Origin of the sequence: Jiangella mangrovi, assembly GCF_014204975.1 — a bacterium.
Classification (GTDB): domain Bacteria; phylum Actinomycetota; class Actinomycetes; order Jiangellales; family Jiangellaceae; genus Jiangella; species Jiangella mangrovi.
Window position 1 is genome coordinate 5,784,387 of record NZ_JACHMM010000001.1, and the last position, 16,849, is coordinate 5,801,235.

General features: G+C 72.1%; 19 protein-coding genes and 1 tRNA gene. 12 read left to right on the forward strand and 8 right to left on the reverse strand.

What is annotated here, in order from left to right; translation table 11 throughout:
* Nucleotide 1 precedes the first annotated feature (1 nt).
* Nucleotides 2-1,180 carry a thiolase family protein gene (locus tag HD601_RS26820; protein WP_184827140.1) on the reverse strand — a complete coding sequence of 393 codons (1,179 nt, stop codon included), beginning with the start codon at nucleotides 1,178-1,180 and terminating at the stop codon, nucleotides 2-4.
* A gap of 76 nt (nucleotides 1,181-1,256) precedes the next feature.
* On the opposite strand from HD601_RS26820, the gene HD601_RS34315 reads away from it, so the two are divergent.
* The gene (locus HD601_RS34315; RefSeq protein ID WP_184827142.1) at nucleotides 1,257-1,622 is read left to right on the forward strand and encodes a metallopeptidase family protein; all 366 of its coding nucleotides are present in this window, start codon (nucleotides 1,257-1,259) and stop codon (nucleotides 1,620-1,622) included.
* A gap of 365 nt (nucleotides 1,623-1,987) precedes the next feature.
* Nucleotides 1,988-2,791: a hypothetical protein gene (locus tag HD601_RS26830; RefSeq protein ID WP_184827144.1), complete on the forward strand. Its 804-nt coding sequence runs from the start codon at nucleotides 1,988-1,990 to the stop codon at nucleotides 2,789-2,791.
* Between the two features lie 28 nt (nucleotides 2,792-2,819).
* On the opposite strand, the gene HD601_RS26835 is transcribed toward HD601_RS26830, so the two are convergent.
* Nucleotides 2,820-3,692 carry a phosphotransferase family protein gene (locus tag HD601_RS26835; protein WP_184827146.1) on the reverse strand — a complete coding sequence of 291 codons (873 nt, stop codon included), beginning with the start codon at nucleotides 3,690-3,692 and terminating at the stop codon, nucleotides 2,820-2,822.
* A gap of 38 nt (nucleotides 3,693-3,730) precedes the next feature.
* Here HD601_RS26835 and ligD point away from each other — a divergent pair, with 38 nt between their 5' ends.
* Entirely contained in the window at nucleotides 3,731-4,672 is a 942-nt protein-coding gene (ligD, locus tag HD601_RS26840; protein WP_184827148.1) for a non-homologous end-joining DNA ligase, read from the forward strand.
* 19 nt (nucleotides 4,673-4,691) lie between these two features.
* Here the strand turns inward: ligD and HD601_RS26845 are convergent, their stop codons facing one another.
* From HD601_RS26845 to HD601_RS34320, 3 genes are all read right to left on the reverse strand, one after another.
* Nucleotides 4,692-5,858 carry an FUSC family protein gene (locus HD601_RS26845; protein WP_221441337.1) on the reverse strand — a complete coding sequence of 389 codons (1,167 nt, stop codon included), beginning with the start codon at nucleotides 5,856-5,858 and terminating at the stop codon, nucleotides 4,692-4,694.
* A gap of 16 nt (nucleotides 5,859-5,874) precedes the next feature.
* Nucleotides 5,875-6,171, reverse strand: coding sequence for a GroES family chaperonin (locus HD601_RS26850; protein WP_184830204.1), 297 nt, complete (start codon nucleotides 6,169-6,171; stop codon nucleotides 5,875-5,877).
* A gap of 66 nt (nucleotides 6,172-6,237) precedes the next feature.
* Nucleotides 6,238-6,558, reverse strand: a complete 321-nt coding sequence (locus HD601_RS34320) for a DUF3618 domain-containing protein (protein ID WP_221441338.1) — start codon at nucleotides 6,556-6,558, stop codon at nucleotides 6,238-6,240.
* 78 nt (nucleotides 6,559-6,636) lie between these two features.
* Between HD601_RS34320 and bcp the strand changes: the two genes are divergently transcribed.
* From bcp to HD601_RS26870, 3 genes are all read left to right on the forward strand, one after another.
* Nucleotides 6,637-7,116: a thioredoxin-dependent thiol peroxidase gene (bcp, locus tag HD601_RS26860; protein WP_184827150.1), complete on the forward strand. Its 480-nt coding sequence runs from the start codon at nucleotides 6,637-6,639 to the stop codon at nucleotides 7,114-7,116.
* The gene (locus tag HD601_RS26865; protein WP_184827153.1) at nucleotides 7,113-8,948 is read left to right on the forward strand and encodes a DUF8094 domain-containing protein; all 1,836 of its coding nucleotides are present in this window, start codon (nucleotides 7,113-7,115) and stop codon (nucleotides 8,946-8,948) included. Before bcp ends, HD601_RS26865 begins: the two co-directional genes overlap by 4 nt.
* A gap of 134 nt (nucleotides 8,949-9,082) precedes the next feature.
* A tRNA-Leu gene (locus tag HD601_RS26870) sits at nucleotides 9,083-9,165 on the forward strand.
* A 123-nt stretch (nucleotides 9,166-9,288) separates the two neighbouring features.
* Here HD601_RS26870 and HD601_RS26875 read toward each other — a convergent pair.
* Nucleotides 9,289-10,308: a hypothetical protein gene (locus tag HD601_RS26875; protein ID WP_184827155.1), complete on the reverse strand. Its 1,020-nt coding sequence runs from the start codon at nucleotides 10,306-10,308 to the stop codon at nucleotides 9,289-9,291.
* A gap of 310 nt (nucleotides 10,309-10,618) precedes the next feature.
* On the opposite strand from HD601_RS26875, the gene HD601_RS26880 reads away from it, so the two are divergent.
* Genes HD601_RS26880 through HD601_RS26895 form a run of 4 tightly spaced genes read left to right on the forward strand, consistent with a single transcriptional unit; the run spans nucleotide 10,619 to nucleotide 13,705 of the window.
* Nucleotides 10,619-11,368 (forward strand): hypothetical protein, encoded by a 750-nt coding sequence (locus HD601_RS26880; protein WP_184827157.1) that lies wholly within the window; start codon nucleotides 10,619-10,621, stop codon nucleotides 11,366-11,368.
* Between the two features lie 2 nt (nucleotides 11,369-11,370).
* Nucleotides 11,371-12,504, forward strand: a complete 1,134-nt coding sequence (locus HD601_RS26885) for a hypothetical protein (protein WP_184827159.1) — start codon at nucleotides 11,371-11,373, stop codon at nucleotides 12,502-12,504.
* The gene (locus HD601_RS26890; protein WP_184827161.1) at nucleotides 12,501-13,127 is read left to right on the forward strand and encodes a hypothetical protein; all 627 of its coding nucleotides are present in this window, start codon (nucleotides 12,501-12,503) and stop codon (nucleotides 13,125-13,127) included. The genes HD601_RS26885 and HD601_RS26890 overlap by 4 nt, the downstream gene beginning before the upstream one ends.
* A complete protein-coding gene (locus HD601_RS26895) occupies nucleotides 13,124-13,705 on the forward strand; it encodes an OmpA family protein (protein WP_184827163.1) in 582 nt (193 codons plus the stop codon). Before HD601_RS26890 ends, HD601_RS26895 begins: the two co-directional genes overlap by 4 nt.
* A 4-nt stretch (nucleotides 13,706-13,709) precedes the next feature.
* On the opposite strand, the gene HD601_RS26900 is transcribed toward HD601_RS26895, so the two are convergent.
* The gene (locus HD601_RS26900) at nucleotides 13,710-14,372 is read right to left on the reverse strand and encodes a DUF6308 family protein (RefSeq protein ID WP_184827165.1); all 663 of its coding nucleotides are present in this window, start codon (nucleotides 14,370-14,372) and stop codon (nucleotides 13,710-13,712) included.
* A gap of 136 nt (nucleotides 14,373-14,508) precedes the next feature.
* On the opposite strand from HD601_RS26900, the gene HD601_RS26905 reads away from it, so the two are divergent.
* Both HD601_RS26905 and HD601_RS26910 read left to right on the forward strand, forming a co-directional pair.
* A complete protein-coding gene (locus HD601_RS26905) occupies nucleotides 14,509-14,820 on the forward strand; it encodes an SAV_915 family protein (RefSeq protein WP_184827167.1) in 312 nt (103 codons plus the stop codon).
* Nucleotides 14,810-15,283: an Lrp/AsnC family transcriptional regulator gene (locus HD601_RS26910; protein ID WP_184827169.1), complete on the forward strand. Its 474-nt coding sequence runs from the start codon at nucleotides 14,810-14,812 to the stop codon at nucleotides 15,281-15,283. The genes HD601_RS26905 and HD601_RS26910 overlap by 11 nt, the downstream gene beginning before the upstream one ends.
* 311 nt (nucleotides 15,284-15,594) lie before the next feature.
* Here the strand turns inward: HD601_RS26910 and HD601_RS26915 are convergent, their stop codons facing one another.
* A complete protein-coding gene (locus HD601_RS26915) occupies nucleotides 15,595-16,818 on the reverse strand; it encodes an MFS transporter (RefSeq protein ID WP_184827171.1) in 1,224 nt (407 codons plus the stop codon).
* Between the last annotated feature and the right edge of the window lie 31 nt (nucleotides 16,819-16,849).

Sequence of the window (16,849 nt, forward strand, 5' to 3'; positions counted from 1 at the left end):
GTCAGTCGTCCAATCGTTCGATGATGGTCGCGTTGGCGAGGCCGCCGGCCTCGCACATGGTCTGCAGCCCGTACCGGCCGCCGGTCTGCTCGAGCACACTGAGCAGAGTCGTGAGGAGCCGGGCGCCACTCGCGCCCAGCGGATGCCCGATGGCTGTCGCGCCGCCGTTGACGTTCACCTTCGCGGGGTCGGCGCCGGTCTCGTCGAGCCAGGCCAGCACGACGCTGGCGAACGCCTCGTTGACCTCGAACGCGTCGATGTCGCCGAGCGTCAGGCCCGCGCGGGCGAGGACCTTCCGCCTCGCCGGCACGATCCCCATGAGCATGAGCAGCGGGTCGTCGCCGACGACGGCGAAGGAGTGCAGCCGGGCGCGCGGCCGCAGCCCCAGCCGTCGCGCCGTCGCCGCCTCGACGATCAACACTGCCGCCGCGCCGTCGTTCACCGGCGACGAGTTGCCCGCCGTGACCCGCCAGCCGATCTCGGGGAACCGCCGCTCCCACGCGTCGGCCCAGAAGGCCGGCTTCAGCCCGGCCAGCACCTCGGCCGACGTGTCCGGCCGCACCGACTGGTCCACTGCCAGATCGACACCGTCGACGGCGACGACCTCGCCTGCGAACCTGCCGGACACCCACGCCGTCGCGGCGCGCTGATGACTCCGCACCGCGAACTCGTCCAGCCGCTCCCGCGACAGCCCGCGCCGGGCCGCGATCAGCTCGGCGGAGATGCCCTGCGGCACCAGCCCGTCCGGGTATCGCGCGGCGACCGATGCACCGAGGAAGTCCGCCCCCGCCGCCTGCGACCCGATGGGCACCCGGCTCATCGACTCGACACCCGACGCGATGGCGATGTCGTAGGCGCCGCTGAGGACGCCCTGCGCCGCGAAGTGGACGGCCTGCTGGCTGCTGCCGCACTGCCGGTCGACGGTGACGGCGGGCACGGACTCGGGGAACCCGGCGGCCAGCACGGCCCAGCGCGCGGTGTTCATGCTCTGCTCGCCGATCTGCCCGACGGCGCCGCTGACGACGTCGTCGACGGCGGCCGGGTCGAGTCCGGTGCGCTCGATCAGCGCCCGCAGCACCGCCGCGTGCAGGTCGACGGGGTGGACCTCGGCCAGCGCGCCGCCCGGTTTGCCCCGGCCGAGTGGTGTGCGGACGGCGTCGACGATGACTGCTTCTCGCATGACGCCACTTTAACTCCTGAGTTGGAAAACACAACCCACCCGTCGACACACAGCCGCCCGGCATAGACTCGACGCCGTGGACGCCGACTCCATCGACCTCGACGCGTTCGAGCGCATTGTCACCGAGGCCCTCGACGAGCTGCCCGACTGGGTGCAGGAGGCCGTCGACGGCATCGCGATCATCGTCGACGACGAGCCGCCCGCCGACTGGCACGGCCGCGGCCTGCTGCTCGGCCAGTTCCATGGGGTTGCGCGCACGCGCATCGGCGGCCGGGTGCCGGGCAGCCTGCCCGACCGCATCGAGCTGTACCGCGTCCCGATCCTGAAGGTCAGCAGGACGGCCGACGACGTCGCGGCGCGGGTACGCAAGGTGCTGGGCCATGAGATCGGTCACGCGTTCGGCCTGAAGGAGGAGCGGTTGCGGGAGCTCGGCTGGTACTGACGGGACCCGCACATGCTCCCGCACATGCAGCTGCAGGAGGCCCCCGCTGGGCGCCGCCTGCAGTCTCATGAGACTATGTTTACCCAGGCCAGAGGCCCTATGCCGCACAATCGAGGGCCTGTCTACCGTCCGAACGGACCACCTTCGGGAACTGAACTGACGAAATATCCCGAACGGCTTTTACCGCCTCCGCGGGCCTGAGTAGGGTTACGCAACTGGGGGGCGATCTGTAGCGGCTTCATGCGATTTCGCCAGGTCACCCCCGGGAGCCAGAAGGGACCCGGTCGATCAGCAGGGCGCGGCAAGAGAAGTCCACGGGACGACGGCGTGGCCATGGGGCCAGGTCGAGCGGTCCGCGCTTCGGTGTGTCCCGCCGCCCCTCCCTCGTCGGCCAGGTCGCTGAGAAGGTCCGCCGCTACCCCGTCGTCATCGTCTGCGCGTTCGCGGCCACCCTCGGCATCACGCTCGGCAACATGCTGGTCCCGAGCATCGACCACGCGCTGGGCATCGACGACTTCCCGTCCGGCCCGCAGATCATCGCCTCGCCCGCCGACGAGCCCGACTCGCCCACCGGCACGAGCGACCCGTCCGACGAGCCCTCCGAGGGTGACGGTGGCAGCTCGGCCTCCCCCGACTCCGAGGACCAGGGCGACGGCGGCAGCGGCGGCTCCGAGGGCGGCCGGCCCGACGACGGCGACGACCCCTCCGATGATGACCCCGGCGCGCAGCCGGGTGGCGGCGACGGCACCGGCGACTCCTCCGACGACCCGGGCGAGACCGAGACCGACGGCCCCGGCGACGACCCGTCCGGCGACGACGCGTCCGAGGAGCCCAGTGGCGGCTCCACCGAGGTGCCCGGCACCGACATCCCCGGCCGGCCGAGCGGCTCGCCGTCGCCCGGCGACGAGGACGACGACGACCACCCGACACCCACCGACTCCCCGACGGCCGGCAAGCCGACGCAGAACCCGGCGGACGAGGAGCCGGACGAGGGCGAGGAAGAGAACGACGGCCTCTGCCTCGAGATCGACCTCTCCCCGCTCGAGCTGGCGCTCTGCCTGCTCGGCGGCGGCCAGGCCAGCCCGTCGCCGGTCCCCTACGCGCCGAGCCCGACGCCCACGCCCGCTCCCACGGCGACGCCGGACCCCGAGAGCCCGCCGGCGCCCTGAGTGCGACCCGTGGGCGCGGCGCAGGCGCTCAGGCGAACGTCCGGTCCAGGTGCGCCAGGCCCAGCCGCGCGTACTCCGTCGCACCGCTGGTGAGCCCGTACGCGATGTCCTCGAGCAGCGCGCACCGGGCGTAGAACGCGACCCGTCCGGGGTTGACGGCGTCGACGTCACCCGTGTAGGCGGCGGCGATCTTCTCGAACACGCCGGGGCCGAGGTCGCGGTAGAGCCGGGCGAGGTCGACGGCGGGATCGGCGACCGCCGCGTCGCTCCAGTCGATGACGCCGGTGATCGTCGCGCCGTCGACCAGCACGTGCTCGGCGCCGAGGTCGTTGTGGCAGAACGTCAGCCGCTTCGGCGCGGGCGGCGGCGCGGCGGCGAGGAACGCCTCGACCCGCGCGCGGTCGGCCGGCTCGAGCGCGACGGCCGCGGTCTCGTACGACTCCGCGGCGTCGGCCAGCCAGTCCGCCGCCGGGGTGTCGTCGACCTCGACCAGGGCGGCGGGTGAGCTGCCGCCGTCGTCGCCCTGGTTGCTCCCTGCACCATGCAGGCCGGACAGGAACGCGGCGAGGGGCTCGGCCAGGGCGCCCGGATCGGCGACGGGGTTGAGGTGCAGCGGGCCACCGGGGAGCATGCGATAGGCGAGGATCGCCGTGGGCTCGTCGACGAACACCGGCTCCGGCACCGGCAGGCTCGACACCGCCGCGACCGCCGTCAGCAGGTCCGCCTCGTGCAACGCCGCCGCCAGCCGCTCGGCCATGGTGCCCTCGCGAGCCCGGCGGAGGACCAGGTCGCCGCCCACCTCGTAGGCGATGTTGTCCAGACCGGCGCCGAGCGGCACGACCGGCGCGCCGTCGTATCGGGGCAGGTGGCGGCCGAGCGCCGCGCGGATGTCGTCGAGCATGCTGGCGAACCTATCCCGGGTGGGCAAGACTTCGAGGCATGCCGAGCAAGGTCAACGTCGACGTCGAGGGCCGCACCCTCGGGCTGAGCAACCTCGAGAAGGTGCTCTACCCGGAGACCGGGACGACCAAGGGCGAGATCATCCAGTACTACACCCACATCGCGCCGATCCTGCTGCCGCATCTGCGCGACCGCCCGGTCACCCGCAAACGCTGGCCCAACGGCGTCGAGGAGGCCAGCTTCTTCGAGAAGAACGCGCCGCGCGGCACGCCCGACTGGGTGCGGACGGCCGAGCTGCCGTCGCCCGGGTCGACCATGGACCGCGAGACCGTCGTCTACGTCATGACCGACGAGCTCGCGACGATCGTCTGGCTGGCCAACCTCGCGGTGCTCGAGTTGCACGTGCCGCAGTGGAAGGTGGGCGACGACGGCAAGGGTCAGAACCCGGACCGGCTGGTCGTCGACCTCGACCCCGGCGAGCCGGCCAACGTCATCGAGTGCTGCCAGGTCGCGCTGCTGCTCGGCGAGCTGTTCGACGACGCCGGCCTGCCGTCGTACCCCAAGACCAGCGGCTCCAAGGGCATGCAGATGTACGTCGCACTGGACGGCGGCGCCACGTCCAACGAGGTGAGCGCATACGCCCGCGGGCTGGCGCAACGGCTCGAACGCGAGCACCCGAAGCTGGTCATCTCGCGCATGGAGCGCGCAGCCCGGCCCGGCAAGGTGTTCATCGACTGGTCGCAGAACGCCGGCGCGAAGACGACGGTGGCGCCGTACTCGGTGCGCGCGAGGCCGCGGCCGACGGTGTCGACCCCCGTCACGTGGGACGAGGTCGAGCAGGGCGCCCGGTCGACGGCGCGCAAGCGGCTGCCGCTCCAGTTCGACATCGACGACGTGCTGGCCCGCGTCGAGGAGGACGGTGACCTGCTGGAGCCGCTGCTCGACGAGGCCTACGCCCTCCCGGAGCTCGACGAGGAGTGACTCCCGTCGCCCCGCCCGCTCAGCCGTAACTGACCGGGCCCTCCGGCAGGCCGGGCAGCAGCGACTGCACCTCGTCGCGGGTGACGCCGGTCGCCAGCAGGACGTCGACCGCGAGCGACCGGATCTGGGCGATCACGATCTGCCCGGCGAACCCGCCGGTGTGTTCCAGCGCCTCGGTCGCCATGCGGGCGGCCTCGACCGCGGACACCCGGGCCTCGCGCGGCTCGTCGTCGCGTTCGAGGTCGATGCGCAGCAGCCGGACGGCGCCGGCGAGGGCCCGCATCGCCTGCGGCAGCACCGTCGGGACCGGCTCGTCGCGCTGCAGGAGGCTGATGACGTGGCGGCACAGGACGCGGGTGTTGCGGGTCATGTGGTCCAGCGGCGTGGCGACGTCGAGGTAGGAGGCGAGATGGCCGCGCTTCTGCCAGCGGACGGGCGCGATGCGGGCGACCTCGTTCGCGCCCTCGAGCGCTGCGTGCATGGCGTCGACGTCGGCCTGGGTCTCGCGGGCCCGCTCCAGCGCCTCGGTGGCCTGGGCGCGGTCGTGGTCGGCCAGCGCGTGGGCGCCGGACTCGAGCACCTCGGCGACGGTGGTGAGCAGCGGGTCGATCTGCCGGCGCGCCGCGGACACCGGGTTCAGTGGCAGCAGCACGATGCTGATGACGAGGCCGACGCAGCAGCCGATGAGCGCGTCGACGAACCGGTCGAGGTTCAGCCCGCCGGACACATCCGGAGCGAGTGCGACGACGAGGACGGCGGACGCCGCGGCCTGGGTGACGATCAGCGGGCCGCCGTTGAGCAGCACCGCCGCGATCATCGCCAGCGCCACCACGACCGCGAGCTGCACGACGCCGCCGCCGATCCACGACACCAGCAGGTCGCCCACCAGCACGCCGACCGCCACGCCGCCGACCAGCTCGAGCACTCGCGGCAGCCGCTGCCCGAGCCCGCCGCCGAGGACGATCAGTGCCGAGATCGGCGCGAAGAACGGCTGCGCGTGGTCGATGGGCGGGATGGTCGCCAGCCACCAGGCCAGCGCCGCGCCGATGGCGGACTGGACGATGGGCAGCGCGGTGAGCCGGACCCTTCGCAACCGGGTGCCCGCGCTCTCCTTGGACCGTTGGGCCAGCGCCTCGAGCGCTTCCTCACCCCGCTGCATCGGCGAGTTCTCGGGCGCTCCGGGCACATCAGTGATGGTAGGGCTACAAGTACAGACCCGTCTGCCCGTCGGTGAGCCGCTCGGCCGCGACGGCGTGCAGGTCACGCTCGCGCAGCAGCACGTAGGTCTCGCTGCGGACCTCGACCTCGGCCTTGTCCTCGGGGTCGAACATGACGCGGTCGCCGACCTCGACGGTGCGGACGTTGGCGCCCACCGCCACGACCCGGGCCCAGGCCAGCCGCCGGCCCATGGCGGCCGTCGCGGGGATGACGATGCCCGCGGACGAGCGGCGCTCGCCGTCCTCGCCGTCCTGCGAGACCAGCACGCGGTCGTGCAGCATGCGGATGGGGAGCTTGTCGGGGTCCTGGGAGGTCACAACAGAGAGGGTACGTCCGGATCGGAGCGGTCAGCGCCGCCGTGCCCGCCACATCAGCACGCCGAGCACCAGCACCGCCCCCGCGACCGCGCCGACGACCTCGAGCCGCGGGTTGCCCTCGGGCGTGGTGACCCTGGCGCGGATGCCCGCCGTCGTGTCCTTGACCAGCCGCGACGGCGACAGCCGCGCGCTGAGCTCGTCGATGTTCGCGGCCAGCCGGTCGGTGCGCGCGGCGATGTCCTGCTCGATCTGCCGGACGGTGCGGGGGCGCCTGTCGAGCTCGGCCTGCACCTCGGGCGCCAGCGGCACCGGCTGGCGCGACGCGGGCAGGACGGGTTCGTTCGTGGCCACCGGCACCTCCTCAGTCCGTGGATCGTTGGGATCTACCGTACCGATGCATGCCTCCAGACGGACGGATACGGTGTCACCGTGACTGACTCGCGACTCTCGCCGGGCGACGCCGCGCCCGAGTTCACCCTCCCCGACGCCGACGGCAACCCCGTCTCCCTCTCCTCCTTCAAGGGCCGGCGAGTCGTCGTCTACTTCTACCCGGCCGCCATGACTCCGGGCTGCACCACGCAGGCCTGCGACTTCCGCGACAACCTCGGCTCGCTGCAGGGCGCCGGGTACGCCGTCATCGGCATCTCGCCCGACGCGCCGGCCAAGCTGGCGACGTTCCGCGAGCGCGACCACCTCACCTTCCCGCTGCTGTCCGACGTCGACCGCACGACGCTCGAGGCGTACGGCGCCTACGGCGAGAAGAAGCTGTACGGCAAGCTCGTGCAGGGCGTCATCCGGTCGACGTTCGTCATCGACGCCGACGGCACGGTCGAGAAGGCCATGTACAACGTCCGGGCGACGGGGCACGTCGCCAAGCTCCGTCGCGACCTGGGGCTCGACGCGGCGTGACACGTGCCCGCCTGCGCCTCGTCCTCGCCGTCGCGCTGATCGTCCTCGGCACGCCGCTGCTGCTCGCCGGCGCGGCGGCCGCCGTGTACGTCGGGCCCGACGACACCGTCGAGTACGCGCGGTCGGAGGTCTCGGGCGACGGCTCGGTCGTCGCGACCGACGTCGGGGTGGCGACGGTGACCGGCCCGGTCCTGCACGTCAGCGCCCGGTCCGCCGACGACGGCGAGGTGTTCGTGGGCGCGGCGCACCGCATCCACGTCGACTCCTACCTCGACGGCGTGGGCCAGCAGACGGTGACGGCGGCGGACCTGCGCGGCGAGGTGACGTCGTCGGCGGCACCGGGCGGTGCTCCGGCGGTGCCGCCCGGTGAGCTGGACTGGTGGGAGGAGCAGGCGTCCGGGCCCGGCTGGCAGGGCGTCTCCTATGAGCTGACCGACGAGCCCGTGCGGGTGGTCGTCATGTCGCCGTCGGCGTCCGGTGAGCCGCTGAACGTCGAGCTGTCCTTCGGCGTCGAGGTGGACGGCTTCTTCCTCACCGCCGTCCTCGTCGGGGTCGGCGGGCTGCTGCTCGTGGCCGCTGGCGTGCTGCTGATCGTGATTCCCCGGCGACGACGGCGGAAGCGGAAGCTGGCCGTCGTCCCCGACACCAAGGCCGAGCCGAAGCCCGAGGCCGAGACCAAGGCCGAGGCTGCCGCCGTCGTCGACGAGAAGCCGTCCCCGAAAGAGAAGGACGAGAAGGACGACGAGCCCTCGAAGGACGAGGAGCCGGAGAAGGAGAAGGTCGCGACCGTCACGCCGCTGCCCAAGCGGCCGTTGCCCCAGCGCACCCCGCCGCCTCCGGCGCCCGAGCCGCCGCCGAAGCCGCCGGCGACGCCGACCGCGCGCATCGCCGTCGTACTGGGATTGACCGGGCTGGTGACGGCGTGCGCGCAGGTGCCGGCCGAGATCGACCAGGCCGCGCGCGGCGCGCTGATCCCCGCGATCACGTTCGACCGGGCCGAGGGATTCTTCGGCCAGTACAACGAGATCGTCGACCTCGCCGGCGTCTCCCTCGACGCCTCCCAGCTCGGCGAGGTCGAGACCGGCGCCCTCCTCGCGACCTCCGAGTTCGCCGTCGAGGAGCAGCTGGCGACCGGCGTCACGCCCGAGACCCCGCCGACCCCCGTCACCCCGTCGATCGTCCTCTCGCCCGAGGTCGACTCGTACCCGATGTGGGCGATCGTGACGGGCGCGTCCTCGTCGGGTGGCGCACCCTCGTGGTTCCTGCTGACCCGCGAGAACGCGGCCTCGCCGTGGCTGGCCAGCCTCGCCGTCCACCCGGCGGAAGGCACGTCCGTCACCGCCCCCCTCACGGCCGACGGTGCCGCCGTCGTCGCCGACGACGCCGCCACCCGCCGCGGCGACGAGGTCCTGGAAGCGCTGCGACAGTATGGGGAAACCGGTGAGGAGCCCGAGAACATCGACCTCTCCTTCGCCGACGGCCTCACCCGCCTCCCCGACCACGGCCTGCAGCTCGACACCGCGCCGCCGGAGTTCGGCACCACCTCGCGCAGCTGCGCCGTCGAGTCCCCCGAGAACATCCACTGGCTCCAGACCGAGTACGGCGCGGTGGCGCTGGCCTCCATCAGCTGCACGCAGTCGGTGATGGTCAACTCCGGCTACTCCGTGGTCATCGAGGCCGCCGGCCTCGGCACGATCCCGGGCGGGTCGCAGATCTCGCAGGCAGAGATCTCGCAGAACGCCACCTTCATCCTGTCGGTCGACACCGACGGGTCGGCGACCGTGGTGGGGCAGCGCATGCAGCCGATCGGCATGACCTGGTCGCTCCCGTAGGGTTCAGCCGCCGGCTGCCTTGGCACGGCTGAGCGCTCCACAAATGGGACGAATCACCCCGCATGAGCGACGACCAGGCGTGCCAAGGTGGTGGCCAGCGGTGCCAAGGCGCGGTGCCCTACGATGGCGGGTGCGCGGGAGTGGCGGAACCAGGTAGACGCGCCAGATTTAGGTTCTGGTGTCTTCGGACGTGGGGGTTCAACTCCCCCCTCCCGCACCCAGAGAGCACAAGAGCTGAGTCGACGTGATGCGCCGGCACGGCGCCCCGGGGACCGATGCGAAGAGAGACGCCCGGGCCCCGGGGGTAGCATCACCCGTTACCCATGATGGGGACAGCCTCTCAGTCATGTGCGAGCTCTGGAGGTCTCCACGTCCAGAGCAGGCCGTATTTACGGCCTGGCTGACAGTATCGCCATTCATGAGCGAGGTAGCCGTTTTCGGGGATGCTCATCACTTCGGGCGAGTCGTCGGGCGGTTCGGAGGATGCGCTCACGTGTGCGGACATGTCGACGTGCCAGCACTTGGCGGGCAGTTCACGCGGATCGAACTGGGCCCTGACAATCAGGTGTTTGATGGTGCGCCCCCGCGACTCGTAGAGAATCGAAGGCCGGCAAGGCCGATCGGAATTGAAGTGGACGGCGTAGGCGAAGAAGTACTGTTCGTCGGCGCTCAGCATGTGCGAGAACTTCAGAGCCTCTGTCCGCCCGCCCTGCGGGAGTTCCCGCGACGGACCGTCGATGACACAGTTCGCGAGCGGCTCCACCTCGACGGGCGCATCCGGATCCGAGTAGTACCACGCGACCGTCTCGTAGCGATCGATCGCTGCGTGCGCGGTCAGCCATCGGTATGTGTAAACCTTCACACCCCGGAGGCCGTCGAACTGATAGAGGACATCGGTCCGGTCGAACGAGATCGGGAGTAGCAGGGGTGGCGGCTGATGCTCCTCACGGCGATAGACGACCCACTCCTCGGGAGCTTGGCTCATTCGCACGAGCCGCTCTTCGAGCAGAGTCGCCAGCTGATTGGCAGCGCCACTCCAATAACCGCGGTGACGCTCGATGTGGATCTCGACGTCGCCGCCGTCGGAACCCAGGTCCTGCAGGGCCAGATGCCGGAACCGATTGTGGAGCGAGTCGAAGCTCTGGCCCACGTAGTCCTCCGGCGGATTGCGGAACGCCGCCATGGCAACTCGCTGCCAGCGCTCGTTCGTGATGTCGGTGATGAGGTCGTAGATCAGGCGCAGCACGGCTTCGGCGCGGACCTCGGGTGGCCAAGCCTCAGGTGCTCCCGCCATGAGCGCCTGGATGCCGGGCGTCTCGCGACGGAGCAGTCGCTGCGCACTGGGGCCCGGTTCCTTCACGAGGTCGCGAAGGCCGTCCTCGAGAAGCCGGGCGGAAGGTGTACCACCAGTGGGGCGTCGAGGCACCGGTAAGGCCCCCCTCAGCGGCGCACATTCCCCACGTTGCACCCCTCTGGGAGGGGAATGCTTTCCTGACAAGTATTCCGTGATCGTACCGGAACGGGCGCTCTGGTCAAGGGGCCACAACGGGGACATAGAAAGGATTTCGCCAAGGCAGGGAGCTCTCGTTCTTGGTACCCATCGACGAGGGGGCTGCGGCATGAAAACCACGACTGCGACTCTGCTCATCACCAGCATCATCACCGTCTTCTTGGCTGCCTGCGGCGACCCCGCGGACGCCAGGCAGGCGACCGATCAGCTTCGGGTGAATCAGCGTCTCGCCGAGACGTGCCCCGACGGACAGGAACTGGCGGCATTCGTCGGCACCGATCTGAGCGGCACCGGACGAGACCCCAGTATTGCCACAAGGCGCGCCACCGTCATCGAGGACATCGTCCGGCGAGTGGCCGTCTGTTCCGGGCGATTGCGCGTCGTCGCCTTCTCAGCGAGTTCGGCGGCGTCACTCCCCGTGTTCGACGGCGAGTTGCGGCCGCCGGGCGCCACACAGATCGCACGGTTGCGCAAGGTGCCGGACCTGGTCGAGTCGACGGTGCCGACGATCGTCGCCGCGCTGGAGGCGGCGGCGGAGGCCCTCCCCGCCGATGGGTCCGATATCACGGCACAGTTCGGCGCCGCCGCCGAGTTCATCGGCCAGCTCGACTCCGCCGGAGCCGGCGCACACCGTCTCGACGTGACCCTGCTGACCGACGGCGTGCAGACGAGCGGCGTCACGCTGAACACCGCCGAGCTGACGGTCGCCGTCGCGCAGGAGCTCGCGAGCCGACTGCCCGCCCCGACCCTTCCCGCGGGTTCGGCCGTCACGATCGCCGGCATCGGGCGTGTGGCCGGCCCGCCGCCGCCGACCACGTACGTCGACGCTCTCAAGGCGTTCTACGACGCCTACTGCCGTCGCACGGCGGCCGCGTGCACCGTCGTCACCGATCACGTCACGGGGAGCTGACCATGTTCGGAGAGAACCGCCGCGCGCCCGGCCGCCACGACCGGGACGACGCCGATGAGATCATCGACCGCTGCATCGAGGCCGCCGACGGGGTCACCCTCCGCGTCGTCGATCACGTCCACGTCCAGGTCCGACCCGACGAGCTCGGCCCGACCTACCTGGAGGCTGAATTCGACGAGCTCGCGCGCGAGCTCCTGCCCCTGCACGCAGAGCGCGGGGAGCGGCGAGCCCGCCGCCACCGTGCCCGGGTCGCGCGCTACGAGGCCCGGGCGGTCGCCGCACGCGCTCGAGTGGCCGATCTCGCCGAGTCGGCACGAGCGGCGACGACGGCGCGCGCCCAGGCCCTCACCGTGCTCGGCCCACTCACCCGCCGCGAGCCGCACGCGAAGTTCTGGTACGTCCTGCGCTGGCTGCTGCTGGTCGTCGGCGACGTGGCCGGGATCGCCGGCGCCGCGATCCTGCTCGGCGAATTGGTCGAGCTCGCGCTGATGCAGGCGGTCGCCACGGGCATCGCGGCCGTGACCGCCGGCCTGGTCGGCCAGGACCTCCGCGACCTGGTGCTGGCCCGACGCCGGCACCGCGACCTCGACGAGCTGACGGCGGAGGAGTTGCGGTTCGCGCGGCTTTTCACCGCCCCACGAGCCAGGGACGCCGTCGTCAAGGTCATGGCCGGCGTCGCGGTGACCATCGCGCTGCTGACCGCCGGCGGCATCTTCGTCCTGCGCAGCAACGTCGAGGGCACGGACAACGGCATCATCTTCGGCTGCCTGGCCGTCGCGATCTGCTGCGCGAGCGCGATCAACAGCTACGTCTACGCCGACGAGGTCGCAGACCTCCTCGACCGGGCCGAGCTCGCCCAGCGGCGGGCGACCCGCCGCCACGCCCGGGCCGCACGGAGCCGCGCGATCCGCCGTCACGCCGAAGCCATGGCGCTGGCCGACTCGATCACGACGGAGGAACTGCAGCGCGGTGCCGCCGCGGCGGCGCACGTCCGCGTGCTCAAGTGGCGCATCCTGCGCCAGAATCCGGCCGTCGTCGGCCACGGACCGCGGCGCAGCCGGCCCCTGGCGAACGGGTCGGACGTCACCGCACGCGCGGCCACCCCGCCAGCCACCAGGAACGGAGCCCGGCGATGAGCAGGATCCGCTTCGGGTATCCGGGCAGCTGCCCACCGGCGGGTCGACTGACGATCCTGCTCTTCGACGACAGCGCGTCGATCTCGACCGGGGCGGACGCGATCGGCGGGCGCTACGTGGAGGCCGGCGCCGCGCTCGAGCAGGCCGGGGGACAGTGCCGCTGCGGTCGCGAGCTGGCGGCGATCCTCCACTTCGGCGCCCCGACCTCACACGACATCGGGCCCACACCGATCGGCGGACCCGAAGCGCATCGGCTGCGCCGTGGACTCAGGACGCCGGTCCACGGCCCGGCCGTCAGCCTCCTGCGGCCGTCCCTGCGCATCGCCAAGGCGTACGCACGCGCCCATCCGAGGCACGCGGCGACCCTCGTGGTGCTCTCGGACTTCCAGCTCGACGACGGTCCGCCCGGGCCGATCGAGGAGCTGGCCGACTTCGACGGAGACGTGCACGCGATCGTGCTGCGCTCCGCGCCCCTCCCGGCTCTCGTCGAGGAGCCGCGGATCGACGTCACCGCCATCGGCTACGACACCGTGCTGGGAACCCTCGGCGCGGCCGTCTTCGCCGCGATCACCGCGGGCCGCCCCGGGCGGCGACTGCGAACCGGGACGGAGGCACGACCATGACGATCCTGTTCACGGGCCGCGGAATGCCCCGCACCGCGATCCTCGTCGCGGCGCTGGCGTCGCTCGTCGCCTGCGTCGCTCCGGCGGAGTCCGAGCCCGCCGCGTCGATACCCGCCCACAGCGGCACCGCAGCTGAAGCCGTCGCCGAAGCCGCCGGCGCCGAACGACCATGGTGGCAGCAGCCCACCGCGCCGGCCGAGCCGGACGTCCCGCGGGCCGACACGTCCTTCAGCTTCAGCGGCGACGTGCTCTTCGACGTCGGAAGCTCCACGCTCAGCATGGCCGCTTCGACGCAGTTGGCCGCGGTGGTGGCCGCCGCGCGGGAGCGCCCCGGCGCCATCGTCACCGTCGCCGGTCATACGGACGGCGACGGTTCGGAGACCGACAATCTGGTTCTGTCGCGAGCCCGGGCCGACACCACTCGGCGGTGGCTCATCGACCACGGCCTGCGGGCCGACCAGGTGGTCGCGATCGGCTACGGCGAGAGCCGACCCGTCGCGACGAACGACACGGCCGAGGGAAAGGCCCGCAACCGCCGGTGCGACATCACCGTCACCGCGGGACCAGCGCCGAGCTGACGACTCATCCCGTCGTCTTGACGTGCATCCAGAGGACGACGTCGAGGATGCGCAATGGTGGGTCGAGGAGGTCTGACTCGCGGATGGCGGACTCGCGCGTCACCTCGCGCAGCAGGCCCTGGACCTCGTCGTCGGTCATGAGGTGCTGGTAGACGAGCCAGTCGACGCGGCGGTCCTGCCCGACCCCCAACAACGCGCGGGTGACCAGCGAGTCGCGAACCGGGAAGAGGCGCGGCCGCTTGCGGGCGCACAGCTTCGACGCGGCCACCCACTTGTTGCCGCCGAGGGCGTTCTTCAGCTGCAGGTGCAGATGCTCGGCGGCGTCGAGGACGGTGTCGTCGGCGTCGGCCAGGTGGGTCTCGACCGGCACGGCGCGCAGCGCCTTGAGGACGTCGTTGCGGTGCGGGCCGCCCTGCAGCAGCTGCCGCCCGGCCCGCGGCCCGACGCTGATGCCCAGCAGCGACGTGGCGTAGAGGTCGGCGGCGGTGATGGTGTCGTACTCCACCGGCCCGACGGCGAGGAAGCTGCGGCCGGGGTAGTTGGAGTCGCGGTCGTAGAAGAGGCGGAGGTTCTCGACGGCGGCCGGGTCCTTCAGTGCACTCAGCGTGGCCGACGTGGCGCGGTCGAGCTGAGCGGGGGACGGCCGACGGGCGCGTGTCGGGGTCACGACGATCATCGTGGCAGGCAGGGCGGACACAACCAACCCCATGATCGTCAAGCGGACGCAAAGATTGCGGCCGCAAGCGTTGAGAACGCGTGAAGATCCTGTCGGACCCGGCCCTCGCGACCCTAGCGTGCACGTCATGGAGCACTCACAGCCGTTGTTCGTCCCCGTCCGCTCGACTGGACCGGCGACGTCATGTCTCGTCGTCCTCACCGCCCGGCTGCCGGAGGGCGACCGCGTCGGCCTGGCCTTCAGCATCGCCGAGTCGCTCGCCGCCGCCATGGGCCGCCACCAGCCGTGGGTCCGGCTCAGCCTCGCCGCGACGCGGGCCCTGCTCGCCCCGCTCGGTGTGGCACGGATCCAGGTCGACCCCGACCTCGTCGCCCCTGTGGTGACGACGAGACCGGCGGCCCCGGCCCTCGTCAGGGTGGGTGTCCGTGATGCGGCCTGAGCGGGCGGCGCCGCGCCTGGACGCCGTCGACCGCGTCATCCTCGGCCAGTTGCTGCGGATCGGGAAGTCGCCGCTGCACATCCTCGCGCGGCGGGCCGGGCTGAGTGTGTCGGCGATGTCGGTTCGCGTCCGCCGGCTCGAGGAGGCGGGCATCATCGCCGGCTTCCGGGCCCAGCTCGACCTCGACGCGGTCGGACGGCCCGTGCAGGCGGTCGTGCGGGTCGGGCTCGCCCCGGCGACCGACCGGCCGATCTTCGAGAAGTGGCTCAGCGGGCGGTCGGCGGTGACGGCGGCCTGGCAGCTCGCCGGTGACGCCGACTACGTGGTCCACCTGGCCTGCCACGACATCGCCGGCCTCGACGAAGAGCTGAACGAGCTCAAGGAGCGCGGCGGCGCCGCGACCACGTCGACGAGCATGGTGCTGCACGCCGTGCCGGACGTCGGCGGCCACCTGACCGACTGACGGCGATCCGGGTGGGGCTGGATCGGACAAAACGAACGCATGCCCAGGGCCCCCTGCGCGCCACACCGTGCTGGTCTGGTGTCACGTGCTGGTCTGGCGTCACGCGAGACGGCCGACTTCTACCCAGCGGCGTGACGTGGGACCAGGACGTGACGGTGGACCAGGACGTCGGTCCGGCGAGGCGTGCCTACCTCAACACCCCGGCAAGACCTCGAATCCCGGCTAACCGTCAACGCGAAGCAGCACCGCGACCGTATGCTCCCCCGAGGCACGCAACCGCCCTTCCGCCTCGCCCAGCCGCCGTCCGCCGATCAGCCGCGGGGCTGACGGGGCACGCCTGCGGCCGACGCCACCAGCAGGCCACCCACCAGCACGAACGCCGCCGACGCGCCGAACACGCCGGTCGCGACGGCGATCCCGGCGGGCAGCACGACCTGCCCGAGCCGGTTGCCCATGATCCGGATCGAGAGCGCCGCGCCCCGCGACGCCGACGGGACCGCCTGCACGACCAGCGACATCGTCAGCGGCTGGCCGATGCCGAGCAGGAAGCCGGCGACCACGAGCAGCACCGCCAGCAGCCAGACCGGCTCCGACAGCGGCAGCAGCCCCAGCAGCACACCGGTCCCGAAGGTGCTGGCCCAGAGCAGCCGGGTCCGGCCCCAGCGCCGGAGCATCGGCGGGATCAGCAGCCGCGACAGCACCGACGCGGCCGCCCGCACGCTGAGCAGCAGCCCGACGACGCCGGGGCTGATGCCGCGCTCCTCGCCGATGACCGGTAGATAGGCGATCAGCAGGTCGACGGCGGTGAGCAGCGTCATGCTGGCGACGATCCCGCCGGCCACGCCGGGCAGCCGCAGGATCCCGAACGACCCGGGCGCCGGCGCGGCCGCAGCTGCCGCCGTCCCCCCATCGCCGGCCCCGTCACCCGCCGGAGCCCGCCCCGCGACAGAGTCGCGGTCGCCGAAGCGCCAGCACACCACCAGCGCCACGCACAACAGCGCGCCGCCGGCGAGGAACGCCCGCCCGGTCGTGATCGTCCGGTCGGCGTCGGTGCTGAGCAGGAGCCCGGCGATCGGCGGGCCGATCATCTGGCCGACCGACGCGGCCGCGGTGAGCAGGCCGAAGTCGCGGTCCAGCCGGCTGTCCGGGGCGAGCCGCGCGATCACGGACTGGGCGCCGACCAGGCCGGCCACCGCGCCGGTGCCGAGCACGACGGTCGCCAGCGCCAGCCCCGTCAGGCTCGACGCCAGGTACAGCAGCCCGCTGCCGATGACCAGCAGGACCGCGCCGCCCTGAACGACGATCGACGGGCGGCGGCGGTCGGACAGCCGGCCTAGCGGGATCGCGACCACGGCCGGCAGCAGCGCGAACGCGACGACGAGCAGCCCGACCTCGCGGTCGCCGGCGCCGAGGTCGAGCGCGCGGTAGGTCAGCACCGGCCGGATGAGGAAGATCGCGAACTGGGTGAGCAGGACGTACAGCAGCACTCGACCCAGCCAGCCCGAGGCGGCCGCGCCGAGCCGCCGCCTCAGCACGGGCGGCGCAGCAGCTGTGAATCCAATATCA

What these genes read in the sequence shown, in the direction of transcription:
- HD601_RS26835 (WP_184827146.1), bottom strand. Translation starts at nt 3,692, where the DNA reads ATGCTCGACGACATCCGCGCGGCGCTCGGCCGCCACCTGCCCCGATAC.
- HD601_RS26905 (WP_184827167.1), top strand. Translation starts at nt 14,509, where the DNA reads ATGGAGCACTCACAGCCGTTGTTCGTCCCCGTCCGCTCGACTGGACCG.
- ligD (WP_184827148.1), top strand. Translation starts at nt 3,731, where the DNA reads ATGCCGAGCAAGGTCAACGTCGACGTCGAGGGCCGCACCCTCGGGCTG.
- HD601_RS26895 (WP_184827163.1), top strand. Translation starts at nt 13,124, where the DNA reads ATGACGATCCTGTTCACGGGCCGCGGAATGCCCCGCACCGCGATCCTC.
- HD601_RS26910 (WP_184827169.1), top strand. Translation starts at nt 14,810, where the DNA reads ATGCGGCCTGAGCGGGCGGCGCCGCGCCTGGACGCCGTCGACCGCGTC.
- HD601_RS26885 (WP_184827159.1), top strand. Translation starts at nt 11,371, where the DNA reads ATGTTCGGAGAGAACCGCCGCGCGCCCGGCCGCCACGACCGGGACGAC.
- HD601_RS26820 (WP_184827140.1), bottom strand. Translation starts at nt 1,180, where the DNA reads ATGCGAGAAGCAGTCATCGTCGACGCCGTCCGCACACCACTCGGCCGG.
- HD601_RS26850 (WP_184830204.1), bottom strand. Translation starts at nt 6,171, where the DNA reads ATGCTGCACGACCGCGTGCTGGTCTCGCAGGACGGCGAGGACGGCGAG.
- HD601_RS26890 (WP_184827161.1), top strand. Translation starts at nt 12,501, where the DNA reads ATGAGCAGGATCCGCTTCGGGTATCCGGGCAGCTGCCCACCGGCGGGT.